The organism is Streptomyces sp. NBC_00234, from assembly GCF_036195325.1.
Taxonomy (GTDB): domain Bacteria; phylum Actinomycetota; class Actinomycetes; order Streptomycetales; family Streptomycetaceae; genus Streptomyces.
Window position 1 is genome coordinate 2,310,120 of the sequence record NZ_CP108101.1, and the last position, 13,892, is coordinate 2,324,011.

Genomic DNA, 13,892 nt, shown 5'->3' on the forward strand with positions numbered 1-13,892 from the left:
TCCGGCCCCGTGAGGGACCGGACCGCGACCGGGCGGTGTGGTGCGGACTGATCAGCTCCGGGAGAAGACGGCGACCGTCCGTCCGGGGACGGTGAAGGTGCCGGTTCCGGCGTCGTACGCGGACTTCTTCACGGTGGCATCGGCGCCCGCGGCCTGGACGGGGTGGAGACCGTACGCCGTGCCCGCCTGCTCCGGGAGGTGCTGGCTCTCGGTGCCGGGGGTGGCGTTGATGACGACGACAAGCTCGCCGAGACGCATCGTGATCACCCCGGGCGTCTCACCCGTGCCCGAGAGCGGGAACGTGAGGGCCGACTGCACCTGCTCGGTGGTGGCGAGGGAGAACTCCTTCTCGGTGGTCCGGATGGTGAGCAGGTCCTGGTATGCGGCGGAGGCGCCGTCGATCTGCGCGCACCCGGGGGTGAGGGTGGACGAGGTCAGCAGCGGCTTCGCGTAGGACCACTTGTCCTTGTTGTCGGCGGCGGGCGGGAGGCCGCGGCCGAACCCGTTGCCGTCCCGGCAGTCCCAGTGCAGCGCGTTGAACCAGTCGCCGCTGTCGTAGGAGTTGCGGTCGAGGGACTTCGAGCGCAGCAGGTCGGTGCCCGCCTGCGAGAGCGAGGGGCCCTGCGACAGGGTGGACGCCGCCATGGCCAGGACCTGCATGCGCGCCCGGTCGGCCGCCGACGTTCCCGCCGGGAGCTTGAAGGCGAGCGCGTCGTACAGGGCCTCGTTGTCGTGGGCGTCGGAGTAGGCGAGGGCGTCTCCGGGCGCCGCCGCGTATCCGGCGGGCGCGCCGTTGTAGTCGACGCCGGAGCCCTTGACCGTACGGCCGCTGCTGTCGGTGAAGGTGTAGTCGGCGAGGTTGCCGGTCAGCCCGACCTTGATCAGGTCCTGGTAGTGCAGCAGCCGGGCCTTCTGCTCGGCCGTGGTGCCGTTGGCCTTCGAGGTGTTCGGGTCGGTGTAGAGACCGCTGGCGAAGCCCTGGACACCCGGGTCCTCGTCGAAGGGGCCGCCGCCGCGCACCGCGTCGCGGGCCCGGTCGGAGAAGGTGGCGATGCCGGTGCCGGCCATGTTCTTCTGCGTGGCCTGGACGAAGCGGGCGTCATCGGCGATCTCGCCGAAGTTCCAGCCCTCCCCGTACAGGATGATCTTCTTCCCGTCGACGCCGTCCTCGGCGACGGTCAGCTCGTCGAGTGCCTTGCGGACCGCGAGGATGTTGGCCTTCGGGTGGTGTCCCATCAGGTCGAAGCGGAAGCCGTCGACCTTGTACTCCTTGGCCCAGGTGACGATCGAGTCGACGACGAGCTTGCCCATCATCGTGTTCTCGGGCGCGGTGTTGGCGCAGCACGTCGATGTGGCGACGGTGCCGTCCTCCAGGAGCCGCTGGTAGTAGCCGGGCACGATCCGGTCGAGGACCGACTTGTCGTCCTGGCCGGAGGCGACGGTGTGGTTGTAGACGACGTCCATGACGGTGCGCAGTCCGGCGCCGTTGAGTCCCTGCACCATCCGGCGGAACTCGACGGTGCGCTTCGTGCCGTCCGGGTCGGAGGCGTAGGAGCCCTCGGGGACCGTGTAGTGCAGCGGGTCGTAGCCCCAGTTGAACGCGTCCTTCCCGGCGGCCTTCGCGACGCAGTCCTGCTGCTCCTCGGAGTCGGGTGCGTACACGGAGAGTTCGCAGGCCGGCTCCTGCTGGCCGGACTTCTTCTCCGGAATGGTCCCGATGTCGAAGGCGGGCAGCAGGTGGACGTAGCCGGTGCCGGAGTCCGCGAGTTCCTTGAGGTGCTTCATCCCGTCGGAGCGGGTGTCCGTGAAGGCCAGGTACTCGCCGGGGTGCTCGGAGGTGCGGTCCGCGATCGAGAAGTCGCGGATGTGCAGCTCCTGGATCTGCGCGTCGCGCAGCGGGGCGGCGGCGGGCTTCTTCAGGCCGGACCAGCCGCTCGGGGCCAGCTTCGGGTCGTCGAGGTCGACGACGAGGCTGCGGGCGGAGTCGGCGGTCAGGGCGGTGGAGTAGGGGTCGGTGACCTTGTTGGTGACCATCTTCTGGACGGTGGGCGCCCAGACGTTCACGGCGTAGCGGTAGGGCTTGCCGTTCCAGCTCCTGTTTCCGGTGACCGACCAGACGCCGGTGCGGTCGTCGCGCCGCATCGGGACGCTCTTCCCGTCGAGTTCGAGCGCGACGGTACGGGCGGTGGGGGCCCAGACGGAAAGCGTCGGGCTGCCCTTGCGGAAGACGGGGCCGAGGGCGGCACCGCTCGCGGCGTTCCCGTACAGGCCGTCCAGGATTCCCGCGGTCTGCACCCCGGTGGCGGCAAGCAGGGCCCCGTTGGCGGCGCGCTGGGTGGCGATCAGCTGGCCGCGCAGCGACTCACGGACCCTGTCCCGGTCGCGGGCGTCGACGGTGAACGCCGGGTAGTCCTTGAGGTGCGGGTACTTCGCCTTCTGCGCGTCGGTGAGCTCGGTGGCGTCGAGCCGGAGCCACTGCCCCTCGTCGGTCAGGGCGCCGTCGACGACGGAGATGCCGCCGTCCTTCGCGTACACGAGCTGCTGGCTGGTGGCGTCCGTGGCCTTCACCTTCCAGACGACGGTGCCGGCGTCGATCCACTGGGCCTCGGCCTTGGTGAGGTCGGGTGTGGGCGCGCCGCCGGTCTGCGGCAGCAGGTAGCCGGGCTTCCCGCCGAGCATCCAGACCTCGTGTCCGTACGAGGCGATGTCCAGGGACTGGTCGCTCGGGAGGTCCTTCTCGTCGCCCTTGTGGAGGATGTAGCTGAGCGAGGTGGCGCCGTCGGTGAGCGGTACTTCGTAGGTGGCGCCGTAGGCGTCGGTCTTCACGGGCTGCAGCGGCTTCGACCAGTCCGTGGGCGAAGCGGCCCCGGTCCAGGTGTGCAGGCCCCAGCCGTCGTAGTTGCCGTCGGCGCGGTGGTAGTGCAGGACCGCCTTGGAGGTGTCCTGCGGCGGGTTGGCTCCGTCGGGTGCCTCGGTGGCCTGCCCGTCCTTGCCCTGCTCGACCCAGACCTGGCCGGTCTTCGCGAGGTCGACGGTGCGCTCGGGTCCGTCGGCGGTGCCGTCCTTCTCGACCGTGTACGGGACCGACGAGGTGCCCGTGGCGAGGTCGATCCAGGCGAAGGCGCCGTAGGCGTCCCGCCCGACGAAGTCGGCGGTCTGGTCGCCGGACTTCAGCTGCCAGCCCTCGTAGTCGCCGTCCGCGCGCTTGTAGTGGACGACGGCGTGGTCGCGCTCGACGGCGACCGGCTTCGGGGCGGGCGGGGCCTGTCCGGCGGTCGTCGAGGCGAGGGCGCTCGTGGTGCGGCCGGCGCGGTCGATGACGACGGCCTTGTAGCGCAGCGGGGTCCCGGCCTTCACCGCGTCGTCCAGGTACTGGGTGACCTTGTAGGGGGCGTGGTCGGCGGATCCCAGGGTGCGCCACTTACCGTTGCCGGTCTGCGCCGCGAACACGACCCGGTTGAGCTGGCCGCCGTCCACGTCGGCGGTGATCTCGACGGTGCCGGTGGCTCCGGCTGCGGGGGCCTTCAGGGTGAGGGAGGGCTTGGTGGCCGGGGCGCCCAGGGGCTTGTCGGCGCGGAGCACGATGCTGGAGAGCGCGGGCACCGTGACGCTGACCGTCTTGTCGGCGCCGCTGCGGACCGTCGCGGAACCGCCGTACAGCGTACGGAAGTTCATGCCGGCCGACTCGGTGGCGAGCTCGACGGTCTTCGCCTCGGTGCCGTTGTTGGTGGCGACGAGGTACTCGTACGGCCGCTTGGTGTCGGTACGCGAGAAGGCGTATACGGAACCTTCCGCGTACCGCTCGGTCTGGGTCCCGTCCCGCAGCGCCGGGTGTTCCCGGGTGAGCTCGGAGAGGGCCGCTATGGACCGGTAGATCGGGTGCTTCGTGTCGTACGCGTCGGAGGCGTGCGTACGGTCCGTGCCGATCTGGTCGTCGTCGAGGTAGTCGGCGGTCTTCGAGGCGAAGAGGGTCTGCCGGGCGTCCTTGTCGCCGCCCGCACCGGTGAAGCCCTGCTCGTCGCCGTAGTAGATCACCGGGTTGCCGCGGCCGAGGAACATCAGCTCGTTGGCGAGGCGGGCCCTGCCGAGCAGTTCGGCGTCACCGGCCTGCGGGTTGTCCTGCTTCAGGAAGGTGCCGATGCGGCCCATGTCGTGGTTGCCGAGGAAGGTCACCTGCTCGTAGGCGTTGGCCTTGTCGGTGGTGTACCGGTAGTCGTCGGCGTACACGGCGGCCATCTTGGCGGCCGGGGCGCCCTGGGAGGCGTACTGCCTGGCCGCTTCCTGGAAGGGGAAGTCGAGCGTGGAATCCAGCCGGCCACGGGTGACGTAGGGCGAGGTGATCGCGGTGTCGGCGGAGTAGACCTCCCCGAACATGAAGAAGTCGTCCCGGCCGCGCTCGGCCGCGTAGTCGTCGAGGGCGGTCGCCCACTGGGTCCAGAAGTCCAGGTCGACGTGTTTGACCGTGTCGATGCGGAAGCCGTCGATGTCGAAGTCGCGGACCCACTTCTCGTAGATCTTCTCCATGCCGGAGACGACCTCGGGACGCTCGGTCCACAGGTCGTCGAGCCCGGAGAAGTCGCCGTACTCGGTGGACTCGCCCGCGTAGGTCGAGTCACCCCGGTTGTGGTACATCGTGGGGTCGTTGAGCCAGGCCGGCACCTTCGCGCCGGTGCTCTTGGGGGTGTACGGGAAGGAGTCCGCGTCGACCTCCGCCATCCCCGCGCTGTCGTCGAACGGGCGGCCGTCCTCGTCGAGGTACGGGAAGGCGCCCTTGGGCTTGTAGCCGTACTCCTTCTCGGCGTAGTCGACGGTGTCGGCGGTGTGGTTGGTGATGACGTCGAAGAAGACCTTCATGCCCTTGCCGTGGGCCTTGTCGATCAGCTTCGACAGGTCCGCGTTGGTGCCGAAGTGCGGGTCGACCTGGGTGAAGTCGGTGATCCAGTAGCCGTGGTAGCCGGCCGACGCGTCCTTGCCCATGCCCTGGACGGGGCGGTTCTTGAAGATCGGGGCGAGCCAGATGGCGGTGGTGCCGAGGCCCTTGATGTAGTCGAGCCGGTTCGTGAGGCCCTTCAGGTCCCCGCCCTGGTAGAAGCCCTTGTCGGTGGGGTCGTACCCGGTCTCCAGGCGCGATCCGGTCAGCCCGCCGCGGTCGTTGGACGTGTCGCCGTTGGCGAACCGGTCGGGCATCACGAAGTAGAACTGCTCGCGGGTCAGGTCGTGCCGGGCCGGTGCGGCGGCCAGCTTCGCGTCCGACGGCGGGGCCTGCGGCCGGGCCGCCGCCGCGGGCAGTGCGGGCACGAGCGCCGCGCACAGGGCAGCCGCGACGACGGGCACCACTCTTCGCGCGGGCACGCGCGGAGACGGATGTATCACTCGGGTTCTCCTCGAAGGGGGTACGGGAAAGGGGTGTCCGGAAGAGTCCGCCGGGCCGTCGGGGTTGCCGATGCGTCCCCGGCCACCGGACGGGCGTGCAGCCACGCCGTCCGGTGACCGGGGACTCGGCCGGGGAAGCCCCCGGCCGGTGCAGTGCCTAGCCGCGCCAGACGTCGCTGGTCAGCGCGACCTTGCCCGTGGCGGGCACGGTCGCCGTGCGGTTGGCACCGCTCTCCCAGGTGACGTTGCCGCTCGCGTCCTTGCGGATGTACTTGTACTCGAAGGACGTCCCGGCGGGCAGGCTCACATCGAGCTTCCAGACCGGGTACGCGGCCGGGTCGAGCTTCAGCGCGCCGGCGGCGTTCCAGCTGCCGAGGGCGGCCTGGTTGCCGGTGACGTAGATGTTCTGGCCGAGCTGGGTGGTGGCGTTGACACCGAAGGAGGCGCCGGAGGTGCCTGTTCCGGGGTCGGTGACTCCGCCCGAGCAGGTACGGGAGTTGATGTGCAGCGCGACGGCCGTGTGGGCGCCGAGCGTGGCCGTGAACTGTCCGGAGCCGTTCACCGTGACGCCCTTGCCGGACTGGACGTCGCAGTAGTCACCGGCGGGCAGCGCGGTCTGGAACGTGCGGGTCAGCGAGGAGCCCTCGTGGTTGATGGCGACGTACGCCTTCGCACCCCGGCCGAAGGCGATCTGGTCGCCGCCGTTGTCCCACCAGTTGGAGACGGCCTCACCGCGGGCGGTGTTGCGGAAGCCCACCATGGAGGAGATCTCCCGCCAGGAGTGCTGGCACTTCCAGCCGTCGGCGTAACAGGCGTTCACCGTGCCGCCGTTGGGCGGTCCCGCGTCCTTGTCGGTCCACTCGTAGCCGGAGTGGACGTCCGGGGAGCCGTACGGGTAGGCCAGCATGAAGACGCTCGCCAGCGTGTAGGCGGCGCCGTCCTTGTAGTTCAGGGTGTCGCCGCCCCGCTCGGTGTCGTGGTTGTCCACGAAGACGGCCGACTTGCCGGACTCCATGAAGCCCCAGCCCTCGCCGAAGTTCTTCAGGTTGGCGAGGTTCTCGTTGTTGAAGACCTGCTTGAGGCTGCGGGCGTAGCGGAACTCCTGGACGTCGCCGCTGCCGAGGTACTCCGAGGGCGAGACGGCCTCGCCCGCGCCGTGGATCGCCTCGTGCTTCCAGTACACGCCCGGGTTGCTCAGCCGGGACTTGATGTTGGCGAGGTCGGCGGCGGGCATGTGCTTGGCCGCGTCGATCCGGAAGCCGTCGACTCCGAGGGAGAGCAGGTCGTTGAGGTACGTCGCTATCCGGCCGCGTACGTAGTCCTCGCCGGTGTCCAGGTCGGCCAGGCCGACCAGTTCGCAGTTCTGGACGTTGGCGCGGTCGCCGTAGTTGGTGATCTGCGACTGGCAGTCGTTCATGTCGCTGACCGAGTAGACGCCCGGGTAGTCGTACTTGGCGTACGAGGAGCCACCGGTGCCGGTCCCGGATCCGGCCGACATGTGGTTGATGACCGAGTCGGCGATGACCTTGACGCCCGCGGCGTGGCAGGTGCCGACCATGGCGGCGAAAGCCGTCCGGTCCCCGAGGCGGCCGGCGATCTTGTAGCTCACCGGCTGGTACGAGGTCCACCACTGGCCGCCCTGGATGTGCTCCTGGGGCGGCGAGACCTGGACGAAGCCGTAGCCCGCCGGGCCGAGGCTGTCCGTGCACGCCTTGGCCACGGAGTCGAACTTCCACTCGAACATCACGGCGGTGACGTCCTTGGCGCCCGGGCCTGCGGCCTGGGCGGTGCCCGCGGTGCCGAGGCCGGTGGGGACGGCGAGGACGGCGGCACCGGCGACGAGGGCGAGTGCGGCAGACAGAGATCTGCGTGCCATGTCTTTCCTCCTGCTGTGGGGGAAACGCGGGGTGGCGGGGCAGCCTCACGTGACAACGCGCCGTGCACTGAAGGCTCATGAAGGTTCTTGCTGCAAGAATGCAAACCTTGCCGCGGAGCAGACCGTACGAGCCCGCTCCGCCCCGGTCAACCCTTTGGACACCTCCCGCTAACATCCGCGAAATCGTGCAGCTTTCTCCCTGCAAGGTCTTTCGCAAGATATTGCGGCACTGTTAAGTTCATCCCGACTCCGGTCCGGTCGGCCGGGGGTCCCGGCCGCCTCGGCGCCGGGCCCCACGCGCCCGGCCGGCCGGGCCGGTCACGACAGAGAGAGGCACCCGGAGTCGCTCAACTCCCCGCCGGCCCATCCCGGGCCGACTCCGGTGCCTCTCCTCTGCGTTGCCGCCGCTCCCCGCTCCTGTCAGACGGCGCGGACCGTGCGGACCGCCGCGGTGGACCCCCGTACCACCAGCTCCGGCTGGAACACGTACTCCGTGCGCTGGACCGGGCTCCCGCCGATCTCCTCCAGCAGAGCCCCCACCGCCGCCGCGGCCATGGCCTGGACGGGCTGGCGCACGGTGGTGAGCGGCGGGTCGGTGAACGCGATCAGCTGCGAGTCGTCGAAGCCGACGACCGAGACGTCGCGCGGCACGTCGAGCCCCCTCCCCCGGGCCGCGCGCACCACGCCGAGCGCCATCAGGTCGCTGCCGCAGACGATGCCGGTGCAGCCCCGGTCGAGCAGGTCACCGGCCGCGACCTGGCCGCCCTCCACGCCGAACAGCGTGGAGCAGACGAGGAGTTCGGCCTCGGAGTAGGACAGCCCGAGCATCGAGACCGCCGACTCGATGAAGCCGTCCCGCTTGCGGCGGGACGGCACATAGCGCTGCGGTCCGATCGCGAGACCGATCCTGCGGTGGCCGAGGGCGGCGAGGTGCCCGACCGCCATCCGCACGGCGGCGGCGTCGTCCGGCGAGACGAACGGGGCGCTGATCCGTTCGTTGTAGCCGTTGATCAGGACGAACGGCACACCGCGCTCGGCCAGAGCGGCGTACCGGGCCGGGTCCGCCGACAGGTCGGCGTGCAGCCCGGAGAGGAAGACGATGCCGCCGACGCCGCGTTCGACGAGCTGCTCGACGAGCTCGTCCTCCGTGGCGCCGCCGGGCAGCTGGGTGCAGAGCACCGGGGTGTAGCCGTGGCCGGCGAGGACCTGCTCGACGGACTGCGCGAACGCCGGAAAGATCGGGTTGGTGAGTTCGGGAGTCACCAGACCGATCAGCCCGGCGCTGCGCCGGCGCAGCCGTACGGGACGTTCGTAGCCGAGGATGTCGAGCGCCGCGAGCACCCGCTGACGCGTGGTGTCCGCGACGCCCGGCTTCCCGTTGAGCACCCGGCTGACGGTCGCCTCGCTGACCGCCGCCTGTCCGGCGATGTCGGAGAGCCGCAGCGCCCCGCCGGTCCGGGGTGCGGGGACGGTCACACCGTCCACCACACCGTGGTCTCGGCGGGCAGCTCGAACTCGGCGCCGTCGACGCTCACGGGGGCGCTGGCCAGCAGCACACTGCCGCGGACCGGCATCCGGACCGGGCGGGCGGTGGTGTTGACCGTGCAGACGAAGCCGGGGCGGCCGAAGACGAGGACGCCTTCGGGGGCGTCCAGCCACTCCACACCGGACCCGGCACCGAGACCCGGGTGCGCACGGCGGGCGGCGATCGCCGCCCGGTACAGCTCCAGGGTGGAACCCTCGACGCCGGTCTGCGCCTCGACGGAGAGCTCGCCCCAGCCGGCGGGCTGCGGAAGCCAGCTGCCACCGTCCCCGAAGCCGTACGAGCTGCCCTCGCGGGTCCACGGGATCGGCACCCGGCAGCCGTCGCGGAAGCCGTCCTGGCCCTCGGCGCGGAAGAACGACGGGTCCTGGCGCGCCTCGTCGGGCAGGTCGGTGACGTCGGGCAGGCCGAGCTCCTCGCCCTGGTAGACGTAGGCGGAGCCGGGCAGCGCCAGCATCAGCAGGCTCGCGGCGCGGGCGCGGCGCAGACCCATCTCGCGGTCACCGGCGGTACGGATCTGGGTGCCGAGGCCGGGCGGGTTGGCGAAGCGGGTGGCGTGCCGGGTCACGTCGTGGTTGGAGAGCACCCAGGTGGTGGGGGCACCGACGGGGCGCATCGCGTCGAGCGAGGTGTCGATGACCGTGCGCAGCTCGGCGGCGTCGAAGGCGGTGCCGAGGTACTGGAAGTTGAACGCCTGGTGCATCTCGTCGCTGCGCACGTAGTTGGCGGTGCGCTCGACGGTGGGGGTCCACGCCTCGGCGACGGCGATCCGCTCGCCGGGGTACTCGTCGAGGATGACGCGCCAGCTGCGGTAGATCTCGTGGACACCGTCCTGGTCGAAGAACGGCATGACGTCGTTGCCGAGCAGCTTGACCTGGTCGTGGGTGCCGAGGTCGGGCAGGCCCTCGGCCTTGACGAGACCGTGGGCCACGTCGACGCGGAAGCCGTCGACGCCCATGTCGAGCCAGAAGCGCAGGATCGAGCGGAACTCGTCGGCGACGGCCGGGTGTTCCCAGTTGAAGTCGGGCTGCTCCGGGGCGAACAGGTGGAGGTACCAGTCGCCGGGCGTGCCGTCCGGGTCGGTGGTCCGGGTCCACGCGGGGCCGCCGAAGATGGACTCCCAGTCGTTGGGCGGGAGTTCGCCGTTCGCGCCCTTGCCGGAGCGGAAGTGGTAGCGCTCGCGCAGGGCCGAGCCGGGGCCTTCGGCGAGGGCGCGCTTGAACCACTCGTGCTGGTCGGAGGAGTGGTTGGGCACCAGGTCGACGATGATGCGCAGATCCAGCCCGTGGGCCTCGCGGATCAGGGCGTCGGCGTCGAGCAGCGTGCCGAACATCGGGTCGATGGCCCGGTAGTCGGCGACGTCGTAGCCGGCGTCGGCCTGCGGCGAGGCGTAGAAGGGGCTGAGCCAGACCGCGTCGACGCCGAGGCCCTTGAGGTGGGGGAGCCGGGCGGTGACGCCTGCGAGATCGCCCATGCCGTCGCCGTTGCCGTCGGCGAAGCTCCGCGGATAGACCTGGTAGATCACCGCGTCCTGCCACCAGCCGGTGCGGTGGCCCGGGGCGCCGTCGGACGTGCCGGTGGAGGGGGCAGCGAGGTGCTGGGTCATGTCGTCCCTGGGGTGTCTGGGTGGGGAGCGGCACCGGGACCGGGTCGGGGCCCCGGCGCCGCTGTGACTGGTGCGATCGGTCGTACGGTTCGTGCGTGCGGGTGCGAGCCTGGCGGGTGGCCTGGGATCGGAAAGCGGACGCGGTCTGGTGCGTGCGATTCCAAGGCGGAGGAGGGAGCCGACGCGGAGCGTCGGCGACCGACGACAACGCCGGAAGCGTGCGTGCCAGACCACGTCCGCCCGGTCCCAGGCCATCCGCCAGGCTCTTAGCCCTTGACGGCTCCGGCGGACATGCCGGTCACCAGGTGACGCTGCGCGAAGAGGAAGACGAGCGCCGCCGGTATCGCGATGAGTACGGACGCTGCGGTCATCGGGCCCCACTGGGCGCCGTACTGGTTGACGAACTTCTGGAGTCCGCCGGCGAGCGTGAGGTTCTCGTCGCCGACCATGAAGGCGGAGGCGTACGCCACTTCGCCCCAGGCGGTGATGAAGGAGTAGAACGCGGTGACGGCGAGCCCGGGCTTGGCGAGCGGCAGGATGAGCCGCCAGAACGTGCCGAACGGGGTGAGGCCGTCGACCTGTCCCGACTCGTCGATCTCCCGCGGGATGGTGTCGAAGAAGCCCTTCATCATCCAGGCACAGAACGGCACCGAGATGGTGAGGTAGGTGAGGACGAGGCCGGCGGGCTGATTGAGCAGCCCGATGTTCGACATGATGTTGTAGATCGGCACGATGAGGACGGCGACCGGGAACATCTGGGTGATCAGCAGCGTCCACATCAGCCCGCGCTTGCCGGGGAAGCGGAAGCGGCTGACGGCGTACCCCGTGGTGGCGGAGACGAACACACCGATGACGGTGGAGAGTCCCGCGATGATCACGGAGTTGCCGAACCAGCTCAGGAACTCGGTGTCCCTGATGAGGTTCGTGTAGTTGACGAACGTGGTCTCCCTGAAGAAGTCCGTGGTCGTCGCGTACTTGGCGGGCTTCAGCGAGGTCAGCAGGACCCAGAGCACCGGGAAGACCGCGACGACGGACGCGATGATCAGGGTGAGGTGCAGGCCGACGGAGGCGAGCGGGGAACGGTCGCCGCGCTTGCGCTGCTTGCGGACGGCGTGCCGGCCGGGGGTGTCCGTGACGGTGGTCACCAGTTGTCTCCCTGCGTGCGGAGCACTCGCCGGTAGACCACGGCGAAGAGCATCAGGAGTACGAGGATCAGCACGCCCCACGTGGAGGACTGCGCGAAGTCGCGCGGGCTGATCTCGAAGGAGAATTTGTAGGCCTGGGTGACCAGGATCTGGGTGGCTTCGCCGGGTCCGCCGCGGGTCAGCAGGAAGATGACCGGGAACATGTTGAAGGTCCAGATGGTGGAGAGCAGGATCACCGTGGTCGACACCGGCCGCAGTCCGGGCAGCGTGATGTGGCGGAACCGCTGCCAGGCGGTGGCGCCGTCCATCTCCGCGGCCTCGTACTGCTCCGAGGGTATGGACTGCAGGCCGCCGAGCAGGGCGACCATCATGAACGGGATGCCGAGCCAGACGTTCACGGCGATGACGGAGAACTTGGCCCAGGTGGGGTCGTTGAGCCACGGGACGCCGTCGATGCCGGCGCCGCCGAGGATCTTGTTGAGCAGCCCGCGGTCCTCGTTGTAGAGGAAGCGCCAGGCGAAGACCGAGACGAACCCGGGGATGGCCCAGGGCAGGATGAGCGCCATCCGGTAGGCGGAGCGCCCGGCGAACCGGCGGTTGAGCATGTTGGCGAGGACCATGCCGAGGGAGAACGTGATGGCCACGCAGGAGACCGTCCACACCAGCGTCCAGCCGAGGGTGCCGAGGAACTGGGTACCCGTCAGTGCGTCGACGTAGTTGTCCAGGCCCACGAACTCGTACGTCGCGGGCATCTCGTTGACGCCGATGGACCGTGCGACGTTGCGCTCGTTGGCGTCCGTGAGGGACAGGTAGAAGCCGCGGACCAGCGGATAGCCGATGATCACGCCGATCACCAGGACGACGGGGGCGACCATCGTCCAGGCGTACCAGTGGGTCGACAGAGCCCGCCGGAGCCTGCTCGGCGGCGGGGGGTTACCAGTACCGCGGCTCCGGCCGCGGGCGACGTCGTCGCCCGCGGCCTTCGCCACCGACTGGCTGGTGTGGACAGCCATCAGCCGGCCTGCCTTCCTGGGTTACTTCCAGCCCTTGAGGAGCTTGCGGTAGGAGTCACCGGTGGCCGATGCGGCCTTCTCCGGCGTGGTCTGGCCGGTGAGGACCTTGGTGTACTCGGTGACGAGCGGCGCGAAGAGGCTGCCGGTCTCCGGGATCCAGGGGCGCTCGACGGCGGTCTCGACGACCGGCTTGAAGAAGCCGACGATCTCGCTGTCCACGGCCTCCTGCTTGGCGTACGCGGAGGTGCGGGTCGGCAGCAGGTTCAGCTCACCGGCGGTCTGCGCCTGGGTCTCCACGGACGTCATGTACTCGACGAAGGCGTAGGAGGCGTCGAGGTTCTTGGAGCCCGCGTAGACCGCGAGGTTGTGGCCGCCCTGCGGGGCGCCCTGACCGGCGGAACCGGCCGGGACCGGGGCGATGCCGAGGTTCGTCTTGTCCTTGAACTCGTTACCGGCGAGCGTGTCGGCCACGGCCCACGGGCCGTTGATCATCATCGCGACCTTGCCGTCCTTGAACGACGACTGCATGTTCTCCCAGCCGTCGGTGGCGTCGGTCTTCGCGGCACCGGAGTCGACGAGGTCCTTGACGACCTCGAACGCCTTGACGCCCTCGGGCTTGTCGACGGTGATGGACTTGTCGGACGCGCTGACCAGGTCGCCGCCCTCGCCGTACAGGAAGGAGAGGAACCAGTACGCGTCGTCGCCGCGCAGGTAGAGGCCGGTCTTGCCGGTCTTGTCCTTGATCTTCTTCGAGACGGTCTTCAGGTCCGCGATGCTCGACGGGACCTCGACACCGGCCTCCTTGAAGATCTTCTTGTTGTAGAAGACGCCCATGGAGTCGATGACCTGCGGGACCGCGTAGGTCTTGTCCTTGTACTTGGTGGACGCGGCGGCCTGCTTGAGGAAGTCGTCCTGGTCCTTGAGCGCGGTGGTGCCGTCGAGCGGGGCCAGGTAGCCGAGGTCGGCGAACTCCGGCGTCCAGGCGACCTCGGAGCGGATCACGTCGGGAGCGCCCGCGCCGGCCTGGGCGGCGTTCTTGAACTTGTTCTGCGCCTCGCCGAACGGCACGTTGACGTACTTGACGTCGACCTTCGGGTGCTTCTTCTCGAAGCCCTCCGCCAGCTTCTTGAAGACCTTGTCCTCACTGCCGACGGTGGAGGTGTCCCACCAGGTCACCGTTCCGGAGAGCTCTCCCGAGCTCTTGCTGCCCTCGGTCTTGTCGTCGCTGCCGCAGGCGGTCGCCGCGAGCGCCAGGGCCGCAACCAGGGCGGTGGCCGTTATGCCACGTCGCATCTGAACTCCTTCAACTGCCGTACCGCTCCGTCGCGGCGCCGGG

7 protein-coding genes are annotated in these 13,892 nt (G+C 69.8%); all 7 read right to left on the reverse strand.

All coding sequences use genetic code 11. The features are described 5' to 3' along the window. Positions 1-51: 51 nt before the first annotated feature. On the reverse strand, positions 52-5,352 hold the full coding sequence (gene pulA / locus OG230_RS10055) for a pullulanase-type alpha-1,6-glucosidase (RefSeq protein ID WP_443051525.1): 5,301 nt from the start codon (positions 5,350-5,352) through the stop codon (positions 52-54). 178 nt (positions 5,353-5,530) lie between these two features. Beyond that, entirely contained in the window at positions 5,531-7,249 is a 1,719-nt protein-coding gene (locus tag OG230_RS10060; RefSeq protein ID WP_328909816.1) for a carbohydrate-binding module family 20 domain-containing protein, read from the reverse strand. 420 nt (positions 7,250-7,669) lie between these two features. Beyond that, on the reverse strand, positions 7,670-8,737 hold the full coding sequence (locus OG230_RS10065) for a LacI family DNA-binding transcriptional regulator (protein ID WP_328909817.1): 1,068 nt from the start codon (positions 8,735-8,737) through the stop codon (positions 7,670-7,672). Next, complete coding sequence (locus OG230_RS10070; protein ID WP_328909818.1) at positions 8,722-10,398, reverse strand: glycoside hydrolase family 13 protein; 1,677 nt, start codon at positions 10,396-10,398, stop codon at positions 8,722-8,724. Before OG230_RS10070 ends, OG230_RS10065 begins: the two co-directional genes overlap by 16 nt. 266 nt (positions 10,399-10,664) lie before the next feature. After that, complete coding sequence (locus tag OG230_RS10075; RefSeq protein WP_328909819.1) at positions 10,665-11,543, reverse strand: sugar ABC transporter permease; 879 nt, start codon at positions 11,541-11,543, stop codon at positions 10,665-10,667. After that, on the reverse strand, positions 11,540-12,556 hold the full coding sequence (locus tag OG230_RS10080; protein ID WP_328909820.1) for a carbohydrate ABC transporter permease: 1,017 nt from the start codon (positions 12,554-12,556) through the stop codon (positions 11,540-11,542). The genes OG230_RS10075 and OG230_RS10080 overlap by 4 nt, the downstream gene beginning before the upstream one ends. Positions 12,557-12,577: 21 nt before the next feature. After that, complete coding sequence (locus OG230_RS10085; RefSeq protein ID WP_328909821.1) at positions 12,578-13,849, reverse strand: extracellular solute-binding protein; 1,272 nt, start codon at positions 13,847-13,849, stop codon at positions 12,578-12,580. Positions 13,850-13,892: the final 43 nt, after the last annotated feature.

Coding starts and splice junctions, on each gene's coding strand:
- OG230_RS10070 (WP_328909818.1), bottom strand. CDS start 10,398: ATGACCCAGCACCTCGCTGCCCCCTCCACCGGCACGTCCGACGGCGCC.
- OG230_RS10060 (WP_328909816.1), bottom strand. CDS start 7,249: ATGGCACGCAGATCTCTGTCTGCCGCACTCGCCCTCGTCGCCGGTGCC.
- OG230_RS10080 (WP_328909820.1), bottom strand. CDS start 12,556: ATGGCTGTCCACACCAGCCAGTCGGTGGCGAAGGCCGCGGGCGACGAC.
- OG230_RS10085 (WP_328909821.1), bottom strand. CDS start 13,849: ATGCGACGTGGCATAACGGCCACCGCCCTGGTTGCGGCCCTGGCGCTC.